We start from the raw sequence: 24299 nt of genomic DNA on the forward strand, positions 1-24299 counted from the left end.
GCCACCCCCGGGGCCACGGTCCCCAGCGCGCCCCTGGGCACGCTGTCCGCGTCCCTCACCCAGTCCATCATCGACATCAGCGCGTGGCGGGGCCTGTCGTCCGCGAAGGCGGCGGAGGCCGCGTCCGTGGCCAACCTCCAGGACGTGCAGCGCCGCCTCACCCAGGGGCTGGCGCAGGTGCTGGTGGCCACGGTGGCCGCCGAGCGCGCCGCGGAGATCAACCGCGTGGGCCTGCGTCAGGCGCTGGAGCGGCAGGCCCTCACCCAGCGCTCCTTCGAGCTGGGCGCCGGCACGCAGCTGGACGTGGTGCGGGTGAGCCAGGACGTCGCGGTGGCCCGGCAGACGCTGGTGGCCGGGGACGAACAGCTGCGGCGGACGCGCGAGTCGCTGGGCCTGTCCCTGGGCGAGGACCACGGCGTGGGCGTCGACCCGGCCTTCAACCTGGCCGGGCTGGTGGACCAGACGCGCCGGGACTGCGCCCCGCTCCAGGACGTGAGCGCGCGGCCGGACGTGGTCGCCCAGCGGGCCAACGTGGACGCGGCCCGGGAGAGCCGCCGCCAGGCGTCCGCGGGCTATCTGCCCACCCTGGGGCTGAGCAGCACCCTCCTGGGCTTCACCACCGACCCCGGCTTTGGCCGCTTCGCCACCTGGAACGTGTCCGCGGTGCTCTCCGTCCCGCTGTGGGAGGGCGGACAGCGCGGGGGCCTGGTGCGCGAGCGCGAGGGCCTTGAACAACAGGCGGCCCAGTCGCTGGAGGCCACCCGCCGCAACGTGAGCGTGGAGGTTTCGCGCGCGCGGCGTGGAGTGGAAGTGGCGGAGGCGCTGTTGAAGACCGCGGCCGAGTCCCTGGAGCTGGCGGACCGGACGGACCGGCTCACGCGCCGGGCCTTCGAGGTGGGACGAGGTAGCAGCTTGGAGCTGGTGCAGAGCGGAGCCGCCCTCCGCCAGGCCCAGCTCGCGTTGGTTTTGAGGGAATTCGAACTCGTCCAGGCCCGCCTGGCCGCGTTCCTGACGGAGGCCCGGTGCGACTGGTGACGAGGGTACGCCCCCTGAAGGCGCTTTTGACGAAGACGGTGTTGGGCGCGGCGCTGGTGGCGGGCGTGGCCGGGTGCTCGGGCAAGCCTGAGGCGAAGGCGCCTCCCGCGCCGCGCGAGGTGCAGGTGGTGGCGCTGGCGCCGCACGAGGTGCGCGACACCGGGGAGTACCTGGGCTCGCTGCTGTCGCGGCAGAGCGTGACGGTGCTGCCGCAGGTGAACGGCTACGTGCGCAAGATCCTGGTGAAGCCCGGCCAGAAGGTGGAGGCCGGCACGCCGCTGGTTGAAGTGGACGCGCGCGAGGAGACCGCGGCGCTGGACAGCGCGCAGGCCCAGCAGAGCTCCTCCACGGTGGAGCTGGAGCTGGCGCGGCGCACCCTGGCGCGCACCGAGTCCCTCAACCGCGAGGGGCTGGCCAGCGTGCAGGAGCTGGAGCGCGCCCAGGCGGCGGTGAAGGCGGCGGAGGCCGCGTCGCGCGCGGCGGGCGCGACGGTGGCGCAGCGCCAGGTGCAGCTGCAGTTCCACGTGGTGCGCGCGCCGTTCGCGGGCACCATGGGCGACGTGCTGGTGCGCGTGGGTGACTTCGTCAGCGCCACCACGACGCTCACGACGGTGGCCCAGGCGGACGCGCTGGAGGTCAGCGTGTCCGTGCCGGCGTTCCGCGCGCGGTCGCTCAAGCCGGACACCCAGCTGGAGCTGTTGGATCAGCAGGGCAAGGTCATCCTCACCAGTACCGTCTTCTACGTGGCGCCGCAGGCGGACCCTCGCACGCAGCTGGTGGAGGTGAAGGCCGCCTTCCGCAACACCCTGGGGCTGCGTCCCAGTGAGCTGCTGCGGGCGCGGCTGGTGTACTCCACGCGGGACGCGCTCCAGATTCCGGCGCTCGCGGTGGTGCGCCAGAGCGGCCAGCCCTTCGCCATGGTGGTGGAGAAGAAGGACGGCAAGACGCTGGTGGAGCGCCGCCCGGTGACGCTGGGCGCGCTGGGCGACATGTCCTACGTCGTCGAGGGCGGCCTGAAGCAGGGCGACCTCGTCGCGGTGTCTTCGCTGCACATGCTCCGCGACGGCATGCCCGTCATCCCCAAGCAGGTCACCCTGAACACCGACGAGTCCCCCCAGCCGCGGGGCAACGTGCGGGCCGACGAGGTCCCCACGAACGCCCAGCGCCCCCGCACGGCATCCGGGGGTGGCGGCACCACCGGCGGCAGCCGCTAGCAGGCGGATTCAAGAGAGGCGCCACACCGTGTTCGTCGACTTCTTCATCCGCAGGCCTGTCTTCGCCATCGTCTGCTCCATCATCCTGACGCTGGCGGGCGTCATCGCCATCCCGACGCTGCCCATCGCGCAGTACCCGGACCTGGCGCCGCCGCAAGTCACCGTCACCAGCACCTACGTCGGCGCGAGCGCCGAGGTGGTGGAGTCCGCCGTCACCATCCCGTTGGAGCAGGAGCTCAACGGCGTGGAGGACATGCGCTACATCACCTCCACCAGCACCAACGACGGCACCAGCTCCATCACCGTCACCTTCGCCCCCACGCGCAACATCGAGGTGGCGGCGGTGGACGTGCAGAACCGCGTGAGCCGCGCCGCGGCCCGCCTGCCCGCGCAGGTGAACCAGACGGGCATCGTGGTGAACAAGGCCTCCAGCCAGATGCTGCTGACGGTGGGCCTGTCCTCCCCGGACAACCGCTACGACGCGAAATTCCTCTCCAACTACGCGGACGTGAACCTCAAGGACGCCATCAAGCGCGTGCGCGGCGTGGGCGAGGTGCGCATCTTCGGTGAGCGCAAGTTCTCCATGCGCCTGTGGCTGGACCCTTCGGAGCTGGCCCGGCGCCGCATGACGCCGCAGGACGTGGTGCGCGCCCTCCAGGAGCAGAACCTCCAGGTGGCCGCGGGCCAGGTGGGCCAGCCGCCCTCCAGCGACGCGCAGCCGTACCAGATCGCCGTGCGCGCCCGGGGCCGCCTGGTGGAGCCGGAGGAGTTCGGCGACATCGTGCTCATGCGCGACAACGGCGGCCGCGCCGTGACGGTGAAGGACGTGGGCCGCGTGGAGCTGGGCGCGGAGAACTACGGCACCCTGCTGCGCTTCAACGGCCGCACGGGCGTGGGGCTGGCCATCTTCCAGCTGCCCACCGCCAACGCGCTGGACGTGCGCGACGGCGTCGTCAAGGAGCTGGATCGCCTGGCGCAGGCCTTCCCGCCGGGCCTGGAGTACCGCGTGGGCACGGACACCACGCTCGCGGTGCGCGCCTCCGTCAACGAGGTGGTCCGCACGCTGATGGAAGCCATCGCGCTCGTCATCCTGGTCATCTTCCTGTTCCTGCACGGGTGGCGCAGCGTGCTCATCACCGCGCTCACCCTGCCGGTGTCGCTCGTGGGCACGTTCGCGTTCGTCTACCTGATGGGCTTCTCCATCAACACCCTCACCCTCTTCGGCCTCACCCTGGCCACGGGCCTCGTGGTGGACGACGCCATCGTGGTCATCGAGAACATCGAGCGCCTGATGGCGGAGCGCGGGCTCACCCCGTTCCAGGCGGCGCGTGAAGGCATGAAGGAGGTGGCCGGCGCGGTGGTGGCCATCTCCGTGGTGCTGGTGGCGGTGTTCATCCCGGTGGCCCTCTTCCCGGGCACCACGGGCTCCATCTACCGGCAGTTCGCGCTCACCATCGCCGCGTCGGTGGCGCTGTCCACCTTCTGCGCGCTGACGCTCACGCCCGCCCTGTCCGCGCGGCTGCTCAAGCACCACCACGGCCCCAAGTGGGTGTTCTTCCGCAAGGTGGACCAGGTGCTGGACTGGACGCGCGACACCTACGGCAGGGGCCTGCGCAAGCTGCTGGTGCACCCCTTCATCGTGCTGGGGGCGTTCCTCGCCTGCATCGGCGCCACGGTGATGCTGTTCCGCTCCGCGCCCACGGGCTTCATCCCGGACGAGGACCAGGGCTACGTCATCATCTCCGTGCAGGGGCCGGAGGGCATGTCCCTCGCCCAGACGGAGAAGGTGCTCCAGGAGGTGGAGGCGGTGCTCAAGGCCCAGCCGGAGGTGGCGGTGATGTTCGCCATTGGCGGCTTCTCCCCCAGCGGCAACGGGTCCAACTACGCCACCGTCTTCACGGCCCTCAAGCCGTGGGAGCAGCGCCTGGGCAAGGACCAGTCCGTGGCCGCGCTGGTGGAGCGCCTGCGCGGACCGCTGAGCAAGATTGGCAGCGCGCGCGTCTTGCCCTTCCAGCCCCCGGCCATCCGCGGCGTGGGCAGCGTGGGCGGCTTCCAGTTCATCGTGGAGGACGTCGCCGGCGGCCACTCGCTGGAGGACCTGGCCAACGCGACGCAGGAGATGGTGCAGAAGGGCAACGAGGAGGGCCGCCTGCGCGGCGTCTTCACCCCCTTCAACGCCAACACGCCCATCCTGGACGTGGAGGTGGACCGCCAGAAGGCCAAGGCGCTGGGCGTGCCGATTGAACAGATCTTCGGCGTGATGCAGCTCTACATGGGCAGCCAGTACGTCAACGACTTCAACTACGCCAGCCGCACCTACCGCGTGTACGTCCAGGCCGAGCAGCAGTTCCGCGACAGCCCCCAGGACATCGGCTCCTTCTACGCGCGCACGGAAGCGGGCGACATGATTCCGCTGGAGTCGCTGGTGAAGGTGACGCCCATCGTCTCCGCGCAGGTCATCAAGCACTACAACCTGTTCCGCTCCGTGGAGATCAACGGCCAGGGCGCCCCCGGCGTGTCGTCCGGCCAGGCGCTGGAGGCGATGGAGGCCGTGGCCCGCCAGGCGATGCCCCAGGGCATGGCCGCCGAGTGGACGGGCATCAGCCTGGAGCAGAAGGAGTCCGGCGGGCAGACAATGATCATCTTCGCGCTGGGCATCCTCTTCGTGTTCCTGGTGCTGGCGGCGCAGTACGAGAGCTTCAGCCTCCCGTTCGTCATCATCCTGTCCGTGCCGCTGGCCATCATGGGTGCCCTGGGGTTGCAGGTGGCGCGCGGCTTCGCCAACGACGTGTTCTGCCAGGTGGGCCTGGTGATGCTGGTGGGCCTGTCCTCCAAGAACGCCATCCTCATCGTGGAGTTCGCGGAGCAGCTGCGCGAGCAGGGCAGGAGCGCGCTGGAGGCGGTGGTGACGGCCGCGGAGGTGCGCCTGCGCCCCATCCTCATGACGTCCATCGCGTTCCTCCTGGGCGTCGTGCCGCTGATGACGGCGTCCGGCGCGGGCGCGGCGGCGCGCAACTCGCTGGGCACCGCGGTGTTCGGCGGCATGCTGGTGTCCACCATCGTCAACCTCATCTTCATCCCGGGCCTCTACGTCCTCATGCAGAAGGTGCGTGGGAACGCGACGCGGTCCAGCGGTGAGGAGGAGACGCCCACGCCGCACGAGCCCACCCCGGCCCACTCGCCGTGAGCTGACGTTCAGCGTTGAAGAACAGACCGCCCTCCCCTTCCGGTACGCGAAGAGGAGGGCGGTGGTGTTTCGCGGGGCCTGCCGTGCGCGTCAGATCTCGTGGGCGGTCTGCTCGTACACGATGACGTGGCGGGAGACGGGGAACAGGATGATGTTGAGCGTGCGCCAGTTGTCGCCGTTGGGGCCGGTGCTGAACTCGCGGAAGTAGCTCTTCACCTGGACGTTCTCACCCGAGTCGCCGTAGGCCGCGAGGATGGCCGGGTGCAGCGACTGGTATTGCAGGTACATCCGCGCCTGGAACGCCGCGTAGGTGTACGTGCCCGGGGCCGGGTCGTCGCGGTAGCCGCTGTACTCGCTCCGGGCCAGCACCGCCGCGGCCGCCGCGTCCAGCGACGCGGGCGTGGCGTACGGCCACGCGAAGTCATACCGGGACAGGAAGGAGAAGGTGTCCTCGCGGTACGCGTTGCCCGTGTCGAGCAGCGCCTGGAGGTCCGGCTCGATGGCGAACCGCGCCAGCGTCACCGGCGCGTTGGCCGGCGCGGACGCGGGGTTGGACACGCACGCGCCGCCCACGCAGGAGGCCTGCAGGCGGTACTGCTTGCCCAGGCCGTTGCTCCAGCCCACCACCACCAGGTACTCGCCCGCGTCGTCCAGCGTCGCGAGGGGAAGCTTGCTCAGCTCGCCGTAGCCGGAGTCGTCGTCCTGGAAGAGGATGCGCGTGCCGTAGCTGCCGTTCGCGTCCTTGGGGCCGTACACGAACAGGCCGGTGTCCACGCCCATGCCGGTGCCCAGGTGCGTCACCTCCAGCGCCACCTGGGTGTGCGCCGCGACGGTGAGCGTGAAGCCCTCGTAGGCCGCCGTCGTACCCGTGTTCGACGCCACGGCGCCGCCCACGGGGAGGGGGCGCAGGTAGTTGATGAAGCCGCCAAACGGCGTGGGCGGCGGCGACACCAGGGACTGCGTCGCCGTCGTCACCGTCTGCCCGCCCGCCGGGGCCTGCTCCGGCGGGCCACCACAGGCGCCCAACAGGCCCACCGCGGACATCCACAGCACCGCGCTTCGCACTGCCGTTCCACGCTTCATCGCTTCCACCTTCGTTCAGGGAGGGCGGGACGTCCGCCCAGGGGAGTGAGGCGGCCCCTGTGACAGCTTGAAGAGGGGAACTCAAGCAACAGATGAAACACAGGTGCCCCCGGCGAGACATGCAACCGGGGCGCCTGTCTCGGCGTCAGCCGGAGCGCCAGCTCCAGCGCTTCGCGTGCGCTCTCCGAGCAGTCCATGCCCACCAGGACGCGCACGGCGGCCTCGCACTCCTGCCCGCCGGTCCCGGTTGCTGTCGTCATGAGGACGGGGCCTCGCGGGGAGTGTGTGGAAGTGACGCTCGTGCGCGAAACCAGCGCCGCCCCGGACGCCTTCTCCCGGGGCGTGTGGTCGAGTTCGTGCGCCGTCAGCCCAAGGCTCCCGGCACCCTTCCTGCCCCATGCTCACGGTGCTTGTCATTGGCGGCTTCTGCGCGGCGCTCCTCGCGCCCTGGGCGGTGCGGCTGTCTCCGCGCCTCGTGAGCCGGGGGTTGATGCTCCTGCCCCTGGGGGCCTTCGTGGCGCTCGCGCGCGCGCTCCCGTCCGTCATCTCCGGGGCCCCCTCGTCGAACGGCGGGCGTGGGCGCCGCAGGTGGACCTCTGGCTGACCTTGCGCCTGGATGGGCTGGCGCTGCTGTTCGCGCTGCTCATCACCGGCATCGGCGCCCTCGTGACGCTCTACGCGTCGTCCTACCTCGCCGGGCACGGGCGGCTGGGGAGCTTCCTTGGCCAGCTCTTCCTGTTCATGTCCGCGATGCTGGGCGTGGTCGTCGCGGACAACCTGCTCGCGATGTTCATCTGCTGGGAGCTCACCAGCCTGAGCTCCTACGCCCTGGTGGGCTTCCACCGGGAGCGGCCCCAGGCCCGCCGCTCCGCGCTCCAGGCCCTGCTGGTGACGGTCGCCGGAGGGCAGGCGCTCCTGGTGGGGCTGCTCCTGCTCGCGCACATGGGCGGCGCCCTTGAGCTGTCCACGCTGGCGCGGCAGGGCGCGGAGCTCCGCGCCCACCCCCTCTACCTGCCCGCGCTGCTGCTGGTGCTCGCGGGCGCCTTCACCAAGTCCGCCCAGGTGCCCTTCCACACCTGGCTCCCGGGGGCCATGGAGGCCCCCACCCCGGTGAGCGCCTACCTCCACTCCGCGACGATGGTGAAGGCTGGCATCTACCTGCTGATGCGGCTGCACCCGGCCCTGGGCGGCACGGCCTCCTGGGCCCTGCTGCTGACGCTGGTGGGCGGGGCGACGATGCTGTGGGGCGCGGCGCGGTCGCTCGCGGAGGCGGACCTCAAGCGGCTGCTGGCCTACGCCACCCTCGCCGTGCTGGGACTGCTGGTGATGCTGCTGGGGGTGGGACCCCCGAGGCCCTGCACGCGGCGCTCGTGACCCTGCTGGCGCACGCGCTCTACAAGGCCGCGCTCTTCCTCGTCGCGGGCGGGGTGGACCATGAGACGGGCACCCGCGACGTGGGGCGCCTGGGCGGGCTGCGCCGGGCCATGCCGTTCACGGCCCTGGCGGGAGCGCTGGCCGCCCTGGCCATGGCGGGGGTGCTCCCCTCCTTCGGCTTCATCGGCAAGGAGCTCGTCTACGCGGCGGCGCTGCACGCCTCGCGCGCCCCCGCGCTCGTCACCGCCGTCTCGGTGGCCGCCTTCATTCCATTGGTGGCGGTGGCGGTGATGGTGGGCGTGCGTCCCTTCCTCGGCGTCCCCGGGGACGCCCCCGGCCGCGCACGAGGCGCCCCCCGGGCTGTGGGGCCGCGCTGCTCCTGGCGGTGCTGGGCTCTTCTTCGGCGTGGCCCCGGGCAGCTCTCGCCGCTGCTGACCTCCGCGAGCGCCGCGGTCCAGCCCGGCCTGGAGCCGCTGGAGCTGTCGCTCTGGCACGGCCTCAATCCCGCGCTGGGACTGAGCGCGCTCAGCCTCGCGCCGGCGCGGCGGCGTTCGTGGGGCGCCATCGCCTGCGCGGCGGTGGCGGCGCCGCTCTGCCCCCGCCGGTGCGAGCGGTCTGGAGCTTCGAGCGGTGGCTCGGGGGACTCCAGGCGGTGGCCCTGTGGCAGACACGCGTGCTCCAGTCCGGCGACCAGGGCCGCTACATCCTGTGGGTGCTGGCGTCCACCTTCGGGCTGCTGGGCTACACGCTGGCGGTGCGCGGCGGGGGCTTCACGCTGCCCCCGGCCCGGACGGTGGACTTCGCGGACGTGGGCGTGGCGCTGCTCACCGTGCTGGCCGCGGGGGCCGTCACGCGGGCCTGCTCGCGGCTGGCCGCGGTGACGGCGCTGGGCGTGGTGGGCTTCGGGGTGGCGCTGCTCTTCCTCTTCTTCGGCGCCCCCGACCTCGCGCTCACCCAGGCCATCGTCGAGGCGCTCACCGTCGTGGTGTTCCTGCTCGCGCTGCTGCACCTGCCCCGCTACACGCGGCTGTCCAGCACGGCGGTGCGCCTGCGCGACGTGGTGCTGTCGGCGGGCGTCGGGGGGGTGATGGGGATGCTCGCGCTGTCCGCCGCCACGCCCCCGCCGCATCCGCTCGTCTCCACGTTCTTCCTCGAGCACAGCGTGCTCCAGGCGCACGGCCACAACGTGGTCAACGTCATCCTCACCGACTTCCGGGCGCTCGACACGCTGGGGGAGATCACCGTGCTCGCGGTGGCGGCGCTGGGGGTGCACGCGCTGCTCAAGCTGCTTCCCGCCCAAAGGACGCCGTCATGAGTTCCTCGCTCATCCTCGCCACCACCACCCAGTGGCTCCAGCCGCTGCTGCTGCTCTATTCGGTCTTCCTGCTGGTGAGCGGACACGACGAGCCCGGAGGCGGCTTCACCGGCGGGCTGGTGGCCGCGGCCGCCTTCACCCTGCATGCCCTGGCCTATGACGTGGCCTCGGCGCGCCGGGCGCTGCGCTTCGAGCCCTCCACGCTCATGGCGCTGGGGCTGCTGCTGGCGCTGGCGGCCGGGGTGTGGGCGCCGCTGCGGTGGGACGCGCCCTTTCTCACCAGCGCGTGGGCGCAGGTGCGGCCGCTGGGGCTGGGGCCGCTGGCCGTGGGCACGCCGCTGCTCTTCGACCTGGGCGTCTACCTGGTGGTCACGGGGGTAGCGCTCACCTTCGTGCTCTGCCTGGCGGAGGTGTGACGGATGAGCCTCCTCCTGGCCCTGGTGATTGGCTGTCTCTACGCCGCGGGAACCTATCTGGTGCTGCGGCGCAACCTGATGCGGCTCATCCTGGGGCTGGCGCTGCTTTCGCACGCGGCCAACCTGCTCATCTTCACCGCGGCGGGGCTGCGGCGGGGGCGGCCGCCCATCGTCCCGCGGGGCGCCCTGACGCCGGAGGCCCCCACGGCGGAGCCGCTGGCCCAGGCGCTGGTGCTCACCGCCATCGTCATCAGCTTCGGCCTGCTGGCCTTCACCGTGACGTTGCTGCACCGCGCCCACCAGCTGTCGAGGTCCGCGGACCTCGACATGCTCGAGGGCACGGACCGATGAACCCATTGCCGGCCCTCCCGTTGATCATCCCCCTGACCACCGCGGCCGTCACGATGCTGCTCGGGCGCACGCCGCGAGCGCGGCAGGCGGTGAGCGTCCTGGGCGCGGCCCTGCTGCTGGCGGCGGCGCTCGCGCTGCTCGTGCGCGTCGAGCGCGAAGGCATCCAGGTGGTCCAGGTGGGCCGCTGGCCCTACCCCGTCGCCATCAGCCTGATGGCGGACCTCTTCAGCGCGGGGCTGGTGGTGCTCGCGGGCCTGCTGGGGCTGGCGGTGAGCCTCTATTCCATGGCGGGCATGGACGCGGCGCGAAAGGCGTTCAACTCCGACGCCTTCATGCACGTGCTGCTGATGGGGGTGTGTGGCGCCTTCCTCACCGGGGACCTCTTCAACCTGTACGTGTGGTTCGAGGTGTTGCTCATCGCCTCGTTCGCGCTGCTGGCGCTGGGCGGCGAGCGGCCACAGATTGAAGGCGCGGTGAAGTACGTCACCCTCAACCTCATCGCCTCGGCGCTGTTTCTGGCGGCGGTGGGGCTGCTCTACGGGCTGACGGGCACCCTGAGCCTGGCGGACCTGGCGCAGAAGCTGCCGCAGACGCCCCGGCCGGGGACGGTCGCGGCGGTGGCGGTGCTGCTGCTGGCGGCCTTCGGCATCAAGGCGGCCTTCTTCCCGCTCTTCTTCTGGCTGCCGGCCAGCTACCCCACGCCCCCCATGGCGGTGACGGCGCTCTTCGCCGGGCTGCTCACCAAGGTGGGCCTCTACGCGCTCATCCGGGTCTTCTGCCTGTTGTTCGCGCATGACTTCGCGTTCTTCCAGCCGGTGCTGGTGGCCACCGCCTGCCTGACCATGGTGACGGGCGTGCTGGGCGCGGCCTCGCAGTACGACTTCCGGCGCATCCTCGCGTTCCACTCCATCAGCCAGGTGGGCTACATGCTGCTGGGGCTCGCGCTCTTCGCGCGGCAGGGGCTGGCCGGGGCGCTCTTCTTCATCTTCCACCACGGCCTGGTGAAGTCGAGCCTCTTCCTCGTCAGCGGGCTGACGCACCGGCTGCGGGGCACCTACGACCTGAAGGCGCTCGGCGGGCTCCAGGACTCGAGCCCGGGAGTGGCCCTGCTCTTCGCCCTCTTCGCCCTGTCGCTGGCGGGCCTGCCTCCGTCCTCGGGCTTCTTCGCCAAGCTCGCGCTGGTGCGCGAGGCGCTCGCGCAGGGGCGCTACGTGAGCGTGGCGGTGGCGCTCACGGTGAGCGTGCTGACGCTCTTCTCCATGACGAAGATCTGGGCCGAGGCCTTCTGGAAGCCGCCGCCCGTGCCGGCCACCGGGAGCGCGCCGCCGCTGCCGCGCTCCATGGTGTTGCCCGTGGGGGCGCTGGCGCTGGGGGTGTTGTGGCTGGGGCTCGTGCCCGGGCCCGCCTTCGGGCTGCTCACGCGCGCCGCCGAGCAGTTGCTGTCCCCTGACGGCTACATCCTCGCGGCGCGGAGGGCTGGGAGATGAAAACGCTGCTGGGCAACGTGGCGCTGGCGGTGGGCTGGGCCGCCTTCACCGAGTTCAAGGTGCGCAACCTGTTCGTGGGGTTCGTCCTGGGCTACCTCATCCTCTGGGCGTCGCCCACGGTGGCCGCGCACAACCCCTATTTCTCACGGGTGCGGCAACTGCTGGGCTTCATGCTCTTCTTCCTCAAGGAGCTGGCCGTCGCCGCGCTGCGCATCTCCTATGACGTGCTCACCCCCACCCACCGGATGACCCCGGCGGTGCTCGGGATTCCCCTGGACGCGCGAACTTCGGGGGAGATCACCTTCCTGGCCCTGGTGGTGAGCCTCACGCCGGGCACGCTCGCGCTGGATGTCTCCAGTGACCGGCGCGTCCTCTACATCCACGCCATGTACGCCGCCGACCCCGAGGCGGTGCGCCGCGACATCAAGGAGGGCTTCGAGCGGCGCATCCTGGAGCTGCTGCGATGAGCGCGTCGGACCCGCCCGCCTTCAGGCTGCTGCTGGAGTTCATCCTGGGGCTCCTCACCCTGGCGATGGCGCTCGTCTTCGTGCGGCTGGTGCGCGGCCCCTCCGCGCCCGACCGGGTGGTGGCGCTCGACACGATGGGCGTGCTGACCCTGGGGATGACGGTCGTCTACAGCGTCTATACGCGGGAGCCCCACCTGCTGCGGGTGGCCGCCGGCATCGCGCTCATCTCCTTCCTGGGCACGGTGGCGGTGGCGCGCTACCTCGAGCGGGTGAAGCCGCGATGAGGCCCTGGCTCGCCGGGGGGCTGCTGCTGTCGGGCGCCCTGTTCATGGGGCTCGCGGCGCTGGGGCTCGCACGCCTGCCGGACCTCTTCTGCCGCATGCAGGCGGCGACCAAGAGCGGGACGGCGGGCGCCGGGCTGCTGCTGCTGGGCACGGCGGTGTATTTCGAGGACACGCAGGTGGCCACCCGGGCCCTCGCCGTCGTCGCCTTCCTCTTCCTCACCGCGCCCGTGGCCGCCCACCTGCTGGCGCGCGCGGGCTACAACCTCGGGGTGTCCCTGTTCAGGACGCGGACGGACGAACTGCGGGAGCGCTTTGGCCGGGGAGGCGCGGAGCCCGGAGGAACGCCCCCGCTCTTCACGCCGGACAGGCCCGCTCCGCCAGGGCCTCCGGCGCCGCCCTCCGCGCCCTGACCCCTTCAGGACGCGCCAGCGTGAGCCCTCCGCGCCGCCACGCCAGGAGAAGCCTCCTGACATGGCGGCCCCGGCGGCGTCCCTGGGGGACTAGAAGCTGGCGGTGGTGGTGATGCTGCCGCCGGCGGCCGGGGTGGTGACGGTGTTGTTGCTACCGCCCTGCCAGACGACGTTGCCGCTGCCGTCGCGCTTGAGGCACTTCCACTGCACGGTGGTGTTCGCGGGCAGCGCGAAGGTGCCGCGCCAGGTGGGGTACGCGGTGGGGCTCAGGAGCTTCGTGGTGGTGGGGCTCCAGTTGTCGAGCGCCGCGACGCTGCCGGTCACGTAGACGCTCTGGCCCATCACGGTCGTGCCGTTGTTGCACACGAACTCCACGTTGGCGGTGGTGCCGCTGGAGGTCCACACGGTGTAGTCGGTGCCGGAGGCGGCCTGCGTCCAGCCGGAGCCGGGGCTCCAGGAGCCGCTGCCGATCTTCATGGCCACCTTGCCGCCGATGATGGCCGCGTACAGGCCGCTCTCCGCGCGCTGGATGCTGACGGTGGACTCGGAGGTGAGGCCCGCGCTCTTGCGGATGTCCATCAGCGTCTTGATGGAGCTGCCCAGGCCCCAGTTGAAGTAGTGCGCCCAGTAGACGGTGGGGATGCCCGGGTGGGTGAGCACGTAGGCGTAGCCCTGCATCACCTTGGTGCACGGCACCGGCCAGTGGTTCTGCCCGTTGCCGCACGCCTCGCTGGGGCCGGTGTCGTGGTTGTCCACGAAGGTGACGTGGCGGCTGGGCCACCAGCCGATGCCGCCCGCGGGCTTGCCGTCGGCCGCCTTCAGGCGCGCGTAGTTGTTGTTGGTGAGCACGTCGTTGAGCAGGCCCTTGGTGGCGAAGTCGAACGCGGCGCAGCTGCCCGTGGTCGCGTCCACCCAGTTGGTGATCTGCTGCTTCCAGTCGTTGGGGTTGTTCGCGTCGAAGTAGTTGGTGGGCCAGAACTCACCGACGCAGAACCACGGCGCGGTGTCCGTCACGTACTCCTTCACGTAGCCGCCCGCGAAGCCCTTCACGAAGTCGAACCGCCAGCCCTGGAACCCCACGCCCTTCAGGCGGGTGTTCATCCACGTCTTCAGGTCCGCGCGCACGTTCGCCTGCGAGTGGTCCAGGTCGCGCGCCGCGGCGTAGCCCTCGCCGCTGTCGTTGTTGCCGCAGGCGCTCGCCCACTCGTCGCCCCGGGCCACCGCGCTGCAGCCGCTCCAGGTGGGGTTGGTGAAGTCCGCCCAGTTGGTGGTGCCCACGCGGTGGTTCACCACGATGTCCGCGATGGGCTTCACGCCCTGCGCGTTGAGCGCGGACAGCGCGGCGGTGAGCTCCGCCTCCGTGCCGTAGCTGGAGTTGAGCACGTTGAGCTGCCGGGGCAGGTAGCCCTGCGTGGACGCCGCGTCGGAGGGCGGCGGCAGCCAGATCATCGTGAAGCCCGCGGCCTTCAGCGTGGCCGCGTTGTTCTTCACCGTGTTCCACCAGCCGCCCGCGCTGGCGGAGTTCCAGTGGAAGCCCTGGATCATCACGTCGGTGCTGGCGCCATCCAGCGGCCTGGCCACGGCGGGCGCGGCGGCGAACAGGCCGGCCGTGGAGACGACCAGCAGTCGGGTCTTCAACGTCATCGGGGGACCTCGGGGTTGGGGAGGAAGCGCGGGCAAGCTAGTCCTGCCCTCCCCCACGAACCAGGACTCCCCGTTGAAGGGGACCCTCCCACCCCGTGCTTCCGAGGGGACGGCGCAGTGCGTTGCCCTGTGCAGGACGCGAGAGCTGTCTAGAATCCCACCCTCCCCTGTCCACCCCTGTAGGTGTCGCCCTTGATTGAACAAGAGACAGCCCTCCCCGCCACGGCGCCCGCCGAGGAAGCGCGTTGGTCCTGGCCCCCGCTGTTCGGCCTCCTGGAGGTGCAGTTCGGCGCCGCCGTGGGTTACCTGCAGACGGCGGTGCCGTACTGGCTGGCGAAGGACGGGATGCCGCTGGCGGAGATTGGCGTGCTGTCGGGCACGGCCTTCTCTCCGCACGCGTGGAAGCTCTTGTGGGTGCCGCTCATCGACCTGGGGCCGTGGCGCCGCGTCTGGTACGGCGTGAGCACGCTGCTCACCGCGGTGCTGATTCTGGCGTGCGCGGTGTTCCCGGAGCCCGGGCAGCACCTGGGCCTCTTCACGCTGCTGCTCACCGCGCTGCAGGCGGCGGCGACGACGGCGCACGCGGCGCTCAACGGGCTGATGGCCACGACGTCCAAGCCGTCCGACAAGGGGCGCACGGGCGGCTGGCAGATGGCGGGCAACGTGGGCTCCACCGCGCTCATGGGCGCGCTGGCCATCTTCCTCGCCAGCCGGTTCTCCCGGCAGGTGGCGGGCATCGTGCTCTCCACGCTGGTGCTGGCGAGCGGCGCGGGCATCTTCTGGATCACCGAACGGCACGACCCGGCGACCGCGCCCACGGGGCCCCTGTTCCGGGCGGCGGTGGACCGGGTGAAGAGCATCGTGGTGGACCTGGCGAAGACGGCGTTCAGCCGCGACGGGCTCATCATGCTCATCCTCTGCCTGGCGCCGGTGAGCTGCGGCGCGCTCACCAACCTCTTCAGCGCGATGGCGGGCGCGTACCAGGTGCCGGAGCACACGGTGGAGCTGGTGAGCGGCCTGGGCATGGGCGTCACCGGCGCGGTGGGCTCGCTGGTGGGCGGCTGGCTGTCGGACCGGATGAACCGCAAGCTCGCGTACGCGCTGATGGGCGGCGCCACCGCGCTGTGCGCCTTCGCCATGGCGGCGGGGCCCATGACGACGAGCACGTACATCTGGGGCTCGCTCGCGTACAGCCTGGCCAACGGCGCGGGCTTCGCGGCCTTCGCCGGCATGGTGCTGGAGATGGTGAGCGACGGCGCGGCGGTGACGACGAAGTACTCGCTCTTCGTCGCGGCCTCCAACTTCGCCATCAGCTACACCACGGCGCTGGACGGGCACGCGTCGGAGTTCCGGAACATCGGCACGCGCGCCACCATCGCGGCGGACGGCCTCATCACGCTGGTGGGCATCACCATCGTGGCGCTCATCTTCACGCTCTTCCTGCGCAAGAAGCCCGCCGCGGCCCCCGCCGCCGCGTGAGCGCCAGGGCCCCTCCCCCGTCGAGCACGGGTTGACACGTCAGCCCCCGCGCCTGCCACGTCAGGGGCGCGGGGAGGGCCACCCCCTTCGCCGGACCGCCCGAAGGGTTCCAGCCAGTTGGGGTTCGAACCTCCTTGGCACTCAGGGTGCACCAGTGGGGCCCAGCCCCGCGAGCCACGCCTCACGGGGAACGTCACCCAAACCCAGGTGGACCCCCATGACCCAGTACAATGACTTGTTCTTCCGCGTGAACACCGGTGACACCGGTGATCGCAACTTCGGGAACGAGTCGAAGAACACCATTGCCTATCAGTCGCCGGACATCATCCCCCAGGGCCTCGACCCCACGCCCAACGCGGCGGAGTTCTTCGCCGGGAACTACAGCTCGGATGTGGGGCAGAACCTGATCGAGAGCGGCGACAACTACATCTACCTGCGCGCCAAGAACCTGGCGGGTGAAGCCCGGTCCGGGAGCGTGTCGCTGTATGCCGTTCCGGCGAGTCTGCTCTTGTACCCCTACCTGTGGGCGGGCAATGAGTTGCAGACCAGCGACAAGAACGTCGACAACGGGACCAAGAACATCATCAAGGCCGACAGCGGCAAGGTCGCCGTGACGGACAACCCGTTCGTCTGGAGGGCCCCCACCCCGGACCACTACTGCCTCATCTCCCGGGTCTCGAACGCGACGCACCCGAACCCTGTTCCCACCACGGCCGTGGGCAACATGGACCAGCTGACGGAGTTCGTCCTGGACAACCCGGGGTTCGGCTGGCGCAACGTCACCATCGTGGATGCCAACAAGCCGGACTACACCACCAAGGGCATCAACTTCGATCAGGGCTCCACCTCGGCGATGGTGACCTTCGACATCAAGTGCGTGAACGTCCCCGCGGGCGCGAGCGTCGCCTTCTCGGCGGGGACTCCGGGGCCTTCGCCCCTCATCAGCCTGGGGGAGACGACCGTGCCCAAGACGCTCCCGGACCAGGATGGCAACTACAACTGGCACACGGGGATCGACTGCCTCGTGCCGGCCAACTACAAGACGACCATCGACTATTCGTATTGGTCCAACAAGCAGGCCCCGCTCCCGGGGATGTCCATCACGGTCCGGGTCCTCCCGTTCGTCTCGTCCGACCACCGCCTCTTCGGCCGGCTCTTCACGCCGGAGCAGCTGGGGATGTCCCCCGAGCGGTCCAAGGCGCTGGCGGGCAAGCGCGGCGTCGTGCTCGGCTCGCACACCACCGTCTTCCGCTGAGCGGCGCGGCAGACCTGGAGGAGTGAAAGCGGCCACCGGCGCTCTTGAGCCGGTGGCCGTTTCGTTGGTGCCGCGGTGCTTCAGCGCTTCGTCACCCGGGCCTCCCCCAGGACCATGGACCAGTTGTTCATGACGTCCGAGGGCTGGGAGGCGCCGTAGGTCTGGCCCTGCATGGGCGTCTTCGTGTTGAGGTGGCTGCTCATGTAGATGAGCCGGCTCATGGCGGGCCCCGGCTGCTGGTCTCCCTGGAGCGCGTCCTTGAACCGCGCGCCCAGGTAGCCCGGAGGAATGCTCTGGTAGTTCAGCCGGACCCGGATGGAGGCCCACGAAGGGATGTCCGCCAGGGGGACCTGGTACACCAGCGTGTCTTCGCCCTCGGCCTCCCGGGGCTGGCTGTCGTTGGGGTAGTCCGGATCACTCTCGATGCCGGGCTGGGTGCCCTGGACCTCGCTCAGGGGCATGGTGATTCGAGCCAGCTGGTGGAGGTCCAGCCCCAGCTGGAGCTCGCCGGACTTGCGCAGGGCCGGCGGCTTCCAGCCCGCGGGGAGGATGCGGTTGTCCTTCAGGTCCTTGAACTGCTGGAGCTCCAGGCTGGTGACCTTCTTCACGTCGTCCATGACGCGGGTCTCGTAGATTTGAACCTGATCCTGCCGCTGGAGGGTCTGGTAGTGCGGCTGGAGCTGGCCGGGGTCGGACGAGAACTCGCTGGCGAGGACGTTGTCGCCACTGGCATTGCAGGGGCCGTTGCAGATGGCGCCTTGCGCGTTGGGTTGCCCTGACGCCCAGAGCGCCTTGCCGGACGCGTCCAGGACCTCGAACTGGATGAACGCCCGGCGGAAGCCCGCGCCGCTGGGGAACTTGTGCCCCGCGTTGTTGAGCAGGGTGACGGGGACGCTCAACATGCCGTTGTCGGTGGACACGTTCCCCAGCGACACCTGCACGGCGGGGAGCCGCGGATTGAAGGAGCCCTGGGCCGTGCTGTACGCGAGGTCCAGGATGGACTGCTCGGCGTTGAGCAGGTTCTGCGCGACCACGTAGTTGCGGCGGGCATCCGTCAGCGGCGCGATGGTGCCGTCCGGGAAGCGCAGGGCGATGAAGAGGTCATCCAGCAGCAGCCCTTCGCCACTCCCCGCGGTGAAGCCAAGCTCCAGCCGCTGGACGTCCGCGCCCAGGGCCATGGTCGCCTGACGCGCCTGCCACCGGGACTGTCCCGGGTCGACCGCGAGCGGAGGGGTCGTGGACGCCGCGACGCCCTGCGCGTTGAAGGCGCGCACGACGAGCGCTCCGCAGGAGAGCTGGTCGCACCAGGCGGTGGCGCCCCAGAGGAGCGTCGTCTTGCCGCCTGCCTTCTGGAGGGCCGCCTGGTAGCGGCCGAGGTCGATGCTCAGCGTCGCGCTGCCCTCGTTGAGCTGGAAGAAGTAGCGGCCGTGGCTCGGGTGGATGGAGCGTCCCTGTTCGCCCGGGAGCTTCTGGACGGCGGCGATGGCGCTGTGCTCGCTCCAGCCCACCGTGTTGCCATCCTCGGCGCCCGGATTGGGGACGAGGTTGGGCGTGCGGTTCAGGATGTCGGGGGACTGGAGGTAGGGCGGGACGCGTGAGTCCGGCGACAGGTAGAAGTCCAGCCCGAGCACGTCCGGGAACTGCTGGAACATCTCGTGAACGAACAGGTTGATGCCCAGCAGCGTGTGCCGGTTGTAGTCGCGCGCCACCGGGGGCGGGCTGCCCTGGTAGAAGGGGTCCAGGTCGTCGTTGTACTGCGCCACGTACACGCGGTTGTCGTGGGGGGAGGCCGGCGTGGTGAGCGGCATGTGGCAGCCCTGGCACGACGTCTTGGCGTCGGGGTAGCCGCTGTTGAGCCACTCGAAGTAGGTGGTCTGCTCATAGGCGAGCGCGACGCAGGGGTCCTTCGTGAAGTTGCCGTCGGCGCTGAAGGTCGTCTTGCTGGCGTCGCAGCTCGCGGGGCGCTCGTAGCCTTCGCCCGCCGCTGAGAGGGCCATGCCGGGCCTGTAGTTGGTGGGGACCTTGGGCAGGATGACGACGTGGCAGGCGCCGCACACCATGGAGTCGCGCAGGTAGCTGTGTCCGTCCACGTGCGCCGCGGTCTCCAGGCTCACCCCCGCCGCCGCCATGGGCTTCGCGTTGAGGCCGAAGTCAGGCCCGAGGATGGCGCCGGGACGCAGGTTCATGGACGAGGTGAAGGGGAAGGACGGCGGCGTGAGTGTCTTCATCTCCTCCGCGCTGACCAGCCGGTCCGAGACGGCCCCGCCGAAGAGGTCCGCGTCGGAGCCATAGAAGAGGCTGTAGTCCGTGCCATTCCAGGGCTGGCCCTGCTGCGGCGTCATGGAATGGCAGACGGCGCAGGAGAGCCCGTCCCGGGCCAGCGCGCCGTAGGTCGCGTATTGCGAACCCGCCTCGGGGGTCGAGGGGAACGGGTTCTTGTAGGGCGCTCCCTCTGGCGTCGCGTAGAGGGTGAAGTGGTCGAACGGGGCGTTGTTGGCCAGGGCCTGGCGCTCCGCCAGGGGCGAATGGCATCTCAGACAGAGCTGGTCCACCTGATAGGGCTGGTGCGGAGACAGCGAACGGGTCGTCTCCACCTGGGCGAGGAAGACCGGGTCCCGGCCCGCCAGGGCCTTGATGGAGGCGCTCCAGTCTCCGAAGGGGGACCAGTTGGCGGACAGCTTCATGGGGCCCGCGCCACCGCTCGGCCAGAGGCTGTCGACCGTGGGCTGCTGCCAGAACGCCATCTCCGGCAGGTCGCTGCCCTGGGCCTTCCAATCCGAGTCATGGCAGGACTGGCACACCAGGGAGGAGTTGAAGTCCTGGCTGCCGAGGTTCAGTCCGTTGTGCGCGATGTCCAGGTTCCGGGGCGGCAGCTTGACCAGGTCCCCGCTCTGGATCCTGGGCAACTGGACGCCCAGCTGCGTCGAGTAGAACTTCAGGAAGGCCTGGGCCTCGTCGCTGGACTCGGCCAGGGGTGTGAGCAGGGCATTGCCGCGCGGGAACACGGGATATGGCGGAGGGACGAGGCCATCCCCTCCGCTGCCGCTCGTGGCCAGGACCCCGGGCTTGGGCGCGCCGCGCTGCACGACCACCGCGGCCGCGACGGCAAGCATGGCGCCCGCCGCGACAATCACATACCTCGTCTTCATGGGTTCACCTCGGTGGAATGGGGGCGGCGGAGCTGCGCTGGGGGCGCGGCGGGAGCGGGCAATGCCTCCCACCGGTTCTTCCAGAAGGGGGACTGGGGCCACCGCTGTTCCTGGCGGTAGTAGTCCCCGCGGGTGTGTTGATGGGCCTGGAACCGCGAGTGCAACGTGGACTCGTAGGCCTGGAGCGCGTCCGCGTCGCCGCGCAGGCAGCGCTCCAGCGCGTCGGCGGCCAGGAGCGCGGAGTCCAACGCCTTGGCGATGCCCTGGGAGGACAGCGGGTCGTAGGTGCACGCCGCGTCACCCACGGCGAGCCACTGCTCCCCCCACGGCCGGTCCAGCCGTCCGACGAGCACGGGCACCGCGACGAGCGCCTCGCCGGAGAAATCACAGACGTCCAGCCGCGCCCGGGTCGCCGGCGCCTGCTTCAGCAGGTGCATCCACGACGCGGGCGTGGCCCAGCGCAGGCCGCGCAGGGAGTCACCATCGCCGACGAGCGCGACGACGACCCGCCCCCCCGGCAGCAACGCCGAGTACCACCAGCCCTCCGGACAGGCCTCCACCAGCGCGTGGGTGGGAAAGGCCGCGTCGCCCGGAAGCGTGAAGGCGCCATACACGGCGAAGCAGCGGTCGCTCACGAGCCGCCGCGCGCCTCGCGCCGAGGCGAAGGTGGCCTTGCCTCCCGTGGCGTCCACGACGAAGCGTGCGCGCAGCGTGACGGGGCCTGCCGCCCCCCGGGCGAGGCGGAGCCGGTAGCCGTCGCGCCCCAGTGACTCCGAGTCCACCAGGGCCGTCGCTCGCAGCACCCGGGCGCCTTGCTGGAAGGCCTCGGTGCTCAGCCGTTCGTCGAAGCGCGCCCGGTCCAGATGCCAGGCGGGGCCCCAGGGGGACAGCCACGTGTCATGGAAGCCCGGCTCCGCCCGGCCCCAGCAGGACGACGTGCCGCGGGAGGCAAGGTGTCCGTCGCGCTGGAAGCCCTCCCAGACGCCGAGCCGCGACAGCGGCAGCCGGACGTCCGGTGGCAGGGTCTCTCCCAGCCGGGGGGCGTCATAGGTGGTTCGCTCGACCAGGGTGACGGAGAGCGCCGGCGCCTTCCTCCTCAAGGCCACGGCCGTCGCCGCGCCCGCGGGACCGCCGCCGATGACGGCCACGTCGCAGGAGTCCTCGCTCACGAGTTCGCCGCCTTGGCGAGGGCCGGTTCCTCCTGGCCCGTGGCGGGCGCGTACGTCCGCTCCACCTCGATGAACGTGGGCGCGGGCGGCAGCCCTGGCGCGGCCTCAGGGCCCTGCAGGGAGGCGGGGGCATCCGACCGCTTGAGGACGAAGCCCAGCTCCTTCCAGTGGAAGACCATGTCCTCGTCCTTGTCGAAGTTGATGTCCGCCGGACGCGTCCAGTAGTCCTGGTGCCATTGCTGGTCGTCGCCCAGGTAGCTCACGAAGTAGGGCCGCTGAGCGGGCCACCACCAGAGCGACGTCCCCTGGACGACCTGGTTGGAGCACTCGTTGAAGTCGGCCTGCCATGGCAGCGCCATGTACTTGCTGGCATCCCCCGGCTCCAGGCCCAGCCCGTCGTGAGGGTTGGTGTTCCACTGGAGCGCCTGGCCCCTGGCCCTGTCGCGGTGCTTGAAGCGGAAGCCCGCGGCCGGGTCGTCCTGGAAGAAGTTCGCGTCCCGGGCAATCCAGGTCATCTCGATGCCCGGGCAGAACGCGCCGCCCACGCAGTTCTCCAGCACGGCGCGGTCCAGCCGCGCTCCCTCCGACGCGGGGGGTTTGGGAGGCGAATGGTCGACCTTGCCCGCGCTGAACTGCTGGAGGAGGAAGTACTGGGTCCGCGTGAGGCTCAGGAACTTCCGGGGGAGGACTTCGGAGATGGGGTTGTCGCCCGCCAGCTTCGGCATGAGGTCCGGCGTCGGCGCGTTGACGTCCTCGGGGGTCCGGATCTTCTGGAGGAAGCGGGGGCCCAGGTCGCCGCCCTGGAAGGAGTCGTGTCTGCCATTGCCCTGCGGGCCCACGTCAGCGACCCACTGATAGGCGGCGGGGCGGCTGAGGATGGGGAGCAGCTCCGCCTGGAAGTTGGGCGTGTAGTCCTGCTGGAACTGCCCACCCTGGTAGAGCCCGGGGACGAGCCCCCGCTGGGTGACGAAGGTGTCGTAGAGCGTGTCGTAGAGCGTGATGACGTTGAGGACCTGGGGTGCGTACCCCGGGGGCCCCACCACCACCCACGCGGGGAACTCCACCTCGTGCTCGGAGCCGTCATCCATGACCAGCGTCGCGGTGACGGGCCCGTCGGAGATGTCATCCCACCAGAAGGTGTTGTTGGCGTACGTGTCCAGCCGGGGCTGGGGGTAGGCGTTGGTGTCGATGAACCCCTTCGCCTGGGTCACCTGTCCGGGCGTGAGCCCCAGGCTGGGGTCCACGAGGACGGAGTCGACGGCGGCGTCGAACGCCTCCTGGGTGTCGTAGCCGATGTCCGCGATGCGCTTCAGCGCGAGGAGCAGGGCCTGCGCCTTCCCGCTCAGGCCGGCCACCTGCTCCAGCGAGTGGTAGCGCGCCCAGTTCTCCAGCAGCCCGCTCGTGAGGTCATGGCGAACCGACACGCCGGACCTGCCATATCCGCCCACCGCGTGGAGGTAGCCCCCCGCCTCCGTGACGAGCCTTCCCAGCATGGTGATGTCGCTGCCCTCGGGGAGGAGCCCCGAAGGGCGGGCGGACGACGGGAGCAGCTCACACGCCACGGTGGTGGGGAGGCCCCCGCTGCCCCGGCAGGCGACGGTGCGCGGCCCCGCATCGAGGATGAGCGAGTTGCGGTCATCCCCCACGGTGCGTGGGTTTCGCAGCGGGTGGTCGGCGGCATAGGTGCCGTCCGCGCCCTGTTGCTGCCGGAACTCGTACCAGGCGGACTTCTTGTTGGCCAGGTGGACCGTCCAGCGGATGTCTTTGACGCCGCCCTCCCCCGGCTGGACCCGGCGCCCGTTCGAGCCCGGCGAGTCGTAGGCATGGATTTGAAAGCGCGCCGCCTGTCTGCGCACCGCCATGCCGGCGTCGCGAAACCGGGTCACGCTGCCGCCCCCCACCTCCAACGGCAGTCCTCCTGCCTCCTCGGGACCGAGGTAGTAGTCCTCGCTGTCTCCGACGCGGGCCACGCCGATGGCCGGGTGAATCTTGTAGGTCGTGCTCATGCCTTTGCTCCTCGCGGTGGAGGAGGAGCGAATGCAAGACACACTCCCGGCGAGGCAATTACCTGAATTCCAGGAACCCTGAGCCTTTACAGGAAGAGTCCGCGTCCCGGCCATGTCAGACGCGGCAACGGGCGCGTCAATGATTGCCCCTGACGCGTCAATGATTGCCCGTGACGCGTCAGCCTCGTTCCAAGAAGAAGCGCCGCGTCCCTGTGCGGGGCGCGGCGCTGGGGTGTGGGGCTTCGGGCCTGGGGCCTACTTCGTGTGCACCGTCACGTCGGCGGAGAGGCCGGCGCGCAGGGCCAGTCCTTCGGGCGGGTGCACCCAGGTGATGCGCACGGGCACGCGCTGCACCACCTTCACGAAGTTGCCGGACGCGTTGTCGGGCGGCAGCAGGGAGAAGCGGGAGCCGGTGCCGCCGGACAGGCTCTCCACCCTGCCCTCCAGCTTCTCACCGGAGAAGGCGTCCAGCTCCACCTCCACGCGCTGGCCGGGCTGCATGTGGCCCACCTGCGTCTCCTTGAAGTTGGCCACCACGTAGGTCGTCGTGGGCACCAGCTCCGCCACGGCCTGGCCGGGGCTGAGCAGCTGGCCCGCGTGCACGGACAGCTTGGACACCTGGCCGTCCGCCGGGGCGACGATGCGCGTGTCCTCCAACTGGAGCTTCGCCTGGTCCAGCGCGGCCTCCGCGCCCTTCACCCGGGCGTGCGCCAGCGCCGCGTTGGCCTGGGCGGCGGCGATCTTCTCGTCGATGGGGGCGCTCACGTCGAGCTGGCCCTTCGCCTCCGCGACCTTGCTCTCCGCGGTGCGCCGGCCCTCCTCCGCCAGGGCGAGCTGCGCGCGCGCGCCCTCGAGCGCGGCCTGCGCCGTCTCGTTGGCCGTCAGTGCGTCATCCAGCGCGCTCTGCGCCACCACGTTCTGCTGGCGCAGGCTCTGGGTCCGCTCCAGGTCCAGCGTGGCCTTGCGGGCCTGGG

Annotated in this window: 20 protein-coding genes and 1 pseudogene; 15 read left to right on the forward strand and 6 right to left on the reverse strand. The window is 70.7% G+C overall.

Going from position 1 to position 24299, the window contains the following annotated elements; translation table 11 throughout:
* From ACLEQD_RS09855 to ACLEQD_RS09865, 3 genes are all read left to right on the forward strand, one after another.
* Positions 1-1035 (forward strand): TolC family protein (locus tag ACLEQD_RS09855; protein WP_410383251.1); only part of this gene is annotated, 1035 nt, incomplete at its 5' end.
* Positions 1032-2249 (forward strand): efflux RND transporter periplasmic adaptor subunit, encoded by a 1218-nt coding sequence (locus tag ACLEQD_RS09860; RefSeq protein ID WP_410383272.1) that lies wholly within the window; start codon positions 1032-1034, stop codon positions 2247-2249. The genes ACLEQD_RS09855 and ACLEQD_RS09860, both read left to right, overlap by 4 nt.
* A 28-nt stretch (positions 2250-2277) precedes the next feature.
* Positions 2278-5436, forward strand: a complete 3159-nt coding sequence (locus ACLEQD_RS09865) for an efflux RND transporter permease subunit (RefSeq protein ID WP_410383252.1) — start codon at positions 2278-2280, stop codon at positions 5434-5436.
* Between the two features lie 90 nt (positions 5437-5526).
* On the opposite strand, the gene ACLEQD_RS09870 is transcribed toward ACLEQD_RS09865, so the two are convergent.
* Complete coding sequence (locus ACLEQD_RS09870) at positions 5527-6519, reverse strand: hypothetical protein (protein WP_410383254.1); 993 nt, start codon at positions 6517-6519, stop codon at positions 5527-5529.
* A 397-nt stretch (positions 6520-6916) separates the two neighbouring features.
* On the opposite strand from ACLEQD_RS09870, the gene ACLEQD_RS09875 reads away from it, so the two are divergent.
* The 10 genes and pseudogenes from ACLEQD_RS09875 (at position 6917) to mnhG (ending at position 12623) form a co-directional block, all read left to right on the forward strand.
* Complete coding sequence (locus tag ACLEQD_RS09875) at positions 6917-7123, forward strand: hypothetical protein (RefSeq protein WP_410383255.1); 207 nt, start codon at positions 6917-6919, stop codon at positions 7121-7123.
* Positions 7108-7893, forward strand: coding sequence for a proton-conducting transporter membrane subunit (locus ACLEQD_RS09880; protein ID WP_410383256.1), 786 nt, complete (start codon positions 7108-7110; stop codon positions 7891-7893). The genes ACLEQD_RS09875 and ACLEQD_RS09880 overlap by 16 nt, the downstream gene beginning before the upstream one ends.
* Positions 7890-8102, forward strand: a pseudogene (locus ACLEQD_RS09885) (proton-conducting transporter membrane subunit); the annotation flags it as partial. The gene ACLEQD_RS09880 and the pseudogene ACLEQD_RS09885, both read left to right, overlap by 4 nt.
* 344 nt (positions 8103-8446) lie before the next feature.
* Entirely contained in the window at positions 8447-9208 is a 762-nt protein-coding gene (gene mbhE / locus ACLEQD_RS09890; protein ID WP_410383257.1) for a hydrogen gas-evolving membrane-bound hydrogenase subunit E, read from the forward strand.
* Positions 9205-9624 (forward strand): Na+/H+ antiporter subunit B, encoded by a 420-nt coding sequence (locus ACLEQD_RS09895; protein ID WP_410383258.1) that lies wholly within the window; start codon positions 9205-9207, stop codon positions 9622-9624. Before mbhE ends, ACLEQD_RS09895 begins: the two co-directional genes overlap by 4 nt.
* Before the next feature lie 3 nt (positions 9625-9627).
* Positions 9628-9975, forward strand: a complete 348-nt coding sequence (locus tag ACLEQD_RS09900; RefSeq protein ID WP_410383259.1) for a Na+/H+ antiporter subunit C — start codon at positions 9628-9630, stop codon at positions 9973-9975.
* Entirely contained in the window at positions 9972-11462 is a 1491-nt protein-coding gene (locus tag ACLEQD_RS09905) for a proton-conducting transporter membrane subunit (RefSeq protein ID WP_410383260.1), read from the forward strand. The genes ACLEQD_RS09900 and ACLEQD_RS09905 overlap by 4 nt, the downstream gene beginning before the upstream one ends.
* On the forward strand, positions 11459-11929 hold the full coding sequence (locus ACLEQD_RS09910; RefSeq protein WP_410383261.1) for a Na+/H+ antiporter subunit E: 471 nt from the start codon (positions 11459-11461) through the stop codon (positions 11927-11929). Before ACLEQD_RS09905 ends, ACLEQD_RS09910 begins: the two co-directional genes overlap by 4 nt.
* Complete coding sequence (locus tag ACLEQD_RS09915; protein ID WP_410383262.1) at positions 11926-12213, forward strand: monovalent cation/H+ antiporter complex subunit F; 288 nt, start codon at positions 11926-11928, stop codon at positions 12211-12213. Before ACLEQD_RS09910 ends, ACLEQD_RS09915 begins: the two co-directional genes overlap by 4 nt.
* A complete protein-coding gene (gene mnhG / locus ACLEQD_RS09920; protein WP_410383263.1) occupies positions 12210-12623 on the forward strand; it encodes a monovalent cation/H(+) antiporter subunit G in 414 nt (137 codons plus the stop codon). Before ACLEQD_RS09915 ends, mnhG begins: the two co-directional genes overlap by 4 nt.
* A 90-nt stretch (positions 12624-12713) precedes the next feature.
* On the opposite strand, the gene ACLEQD_RS09925 is transcribed toward mnhG, so the two are convergent.
* On the reverse strand, positions 12714-14267 hold the full coding sequence (locus tag ACLEQD_RS09925; RefSeq protein ID WP_410383264.1) for a glucan 1,4-alpha-maltotetraohydrolase domain-containing protein: 1554 nt from the start codon (positions 14265-14267) through the stop codon (positions 12714-12716).
* A gap of 183 nt (positions 14268-14450) precedes the next feature.
* On the opposite strand from ACLEQD_RS09925, the gene ACLEQD_RS09930 reads away from it, so the two are divergent.
* Together ACLEQD_RS09930 and ACLEQD_RS09935 are read left to right on the forward strand one after the other, a co-directional pair.
* Positions 14451-15746: an MFS transporter gene (locus ACLEQD_RS09930; RefSeq protein ID WP_410383265.1), complete on the forward strand. Its 1296-nt coding sequence runs from the start codon at positions 14451-14453 to the stop codon at positions 15744-15746.
* A 217-nt stretch (positions 15747-15963) separates the two neighbouring features.
* A complete protein-coding gene (locus tag ACLEQD_RS09935; RefSeq protein WP_410383266.1) occupies positions 15964-17001 on the forward strand; it encodes a hypothetical protein in 1038 nt (345 codons plus the stop codon).
* 80 nt (positions 17002-17081) lie between these two features.
* On the opposite strand, the gene ACLEQD_RS09940 is transcribed toward ACLEQD_RS09935, so the two are convergent.
* The 4 genes from ACLEQD_RS09940 to ACLEQD_RS09955 form a co-directional block, all read right to left on the reverse strand.
* Entirely contained in the window at positions 17082-20150 is a 3069-nt protein-coding gene (locus ACLEQD_RS09940; protein ID WP_410383267.1) for a hypothetical protein, read from the reverse strand.
* A complete protein-coding gene (locus tag ACLEQD_RS09945; RefSeq protein ID WP_410383268.1) occupies positions 20147-21319 on the reverse strand; it encodes a tryptophan 7-halogenase in 1173 nt (390 codons plus the stop codon). The genes ACLEQD_RS09940 and ACLEQD_RS09945 overlap by 4 nt, the downstream gene beginning before the upstream one ends.
* Positions 21316-23325 (reverse strand): LodA/GoxA family CTQ-dependent oxidase, encoded by a 2010-nt coding sequence (locus ACLEQD_RS09950; RefSeq protein ID WP_410383269.1) that lies wholly within the window; start codon positions 23323-23325, stop codon positions 21316-21318. The genes ACLEQD_RS09945 and ACLEQD_RS09950 overlap by 4 nt, the downstream gene beginning before the upstream one ends.
* A gap of 255 nt (positions 23326-23580) precedes the next feature.
* The coding region (locus ACLEQD_RS09955; protein ID WP_410383271.1) for an HlyD family secretion protein at positions 23581-24299 on the reverse strand (719 nt) is incomplete at its 5' end.

It is taken from the genome of Corallococcus sp. 4LFB, assembly GCF_046520365.1.
Classification (GTDB): Bacteria; Myxococcota; Myxococcia; order Myxococcales; family Myxococcaceae; genus Corallococcus; species Corallococcus caeni.

Coding starts and splice junctions, on each gene's coding strand:
- ACLEQD_RS09870 (WP_410383254.1), bottom strand. CDS start 6,519: ATGAAGCGTGGAACGGCAGTGCGAAGCGCGGTGCTGTGGATGTCCGCG.
- ACLEQD_RS09875 (WP_410383255.1), top strand. CDS start 6,917: ATGCTCACGGTGCTTGTCATTGGCGGCTTCTGCGCGGCGCTCCTCGCG.
- ACLEQD_RS09895 (WP_410383258.1), top strand. CDS start 9,205: ATGAGTTCCTCGCTCATCCTCGCCACCACCACCCAGTGGCTCCAGCCG.
- ACLEQD_RS09900 (WP_410383259.1), top strand. CDS start 9,628: ATGAGCCTCCTCCTGGCCCTGGTGATTGGCTGTCTCTACGCCGCGGGA.
- ACLEQD_RS09905 (WP_410383260.1), top strand. CDS start 9,972: ATGAACCCATTGCCGGCCCTCCCGTTGATCATCCCCCTGACCACCGCG.
- ACLEQD_RS09910 (WP_410383261.1), top strand. CDS start 11,459: ATGAAAACGCTGCTGGGCAACGTGGCGCTGGCGGTGGGCTGGGCCGCC.
- ACLEQD_RS09915 (WP_410383262.1), top strand. CDS start 11,926: ATGAGCGCGTCGGACCCGCCCGCCTTCAGGCTGCTGCTGGAGTTCATC.
- mnhG (WP_410383263.1), top strand. CDS start 12,210: ATGAGGCCCTGGCTCGCCGGGGGGCTGCTGCTGTCGGGCGCCCTGTTC.
- ACLEQD_RS09925 (WP_410383264.1), bottom strand. CDS start 14,267: ATGACGTTGAAGACCCGACTGCTGGTCGTCTCCACGGCCGGCCTGTTC.
- ACLEQD_RS09935 (WP_410383266.1), top strand. CDS start 15,964: ATGACCCAGTACAATGACTTGTTCTTCCGCGTGAACACCGGTGACACC.
- ACLEQD_RS09940 (WP_410383267.1), bottom strand. CDS start 20,150: ATGAAGACGAGGTATGTGATTGTCGCGGCGGGCGCCATGCTTGCCGTC.
- ACLEQD_RS09950 (WP_410383269.1), bottom strand. CDS start 23,325: ATGAGCACGACCTACAAGATTCACCCGGCCATCGGCGTGGCCCGCGTC.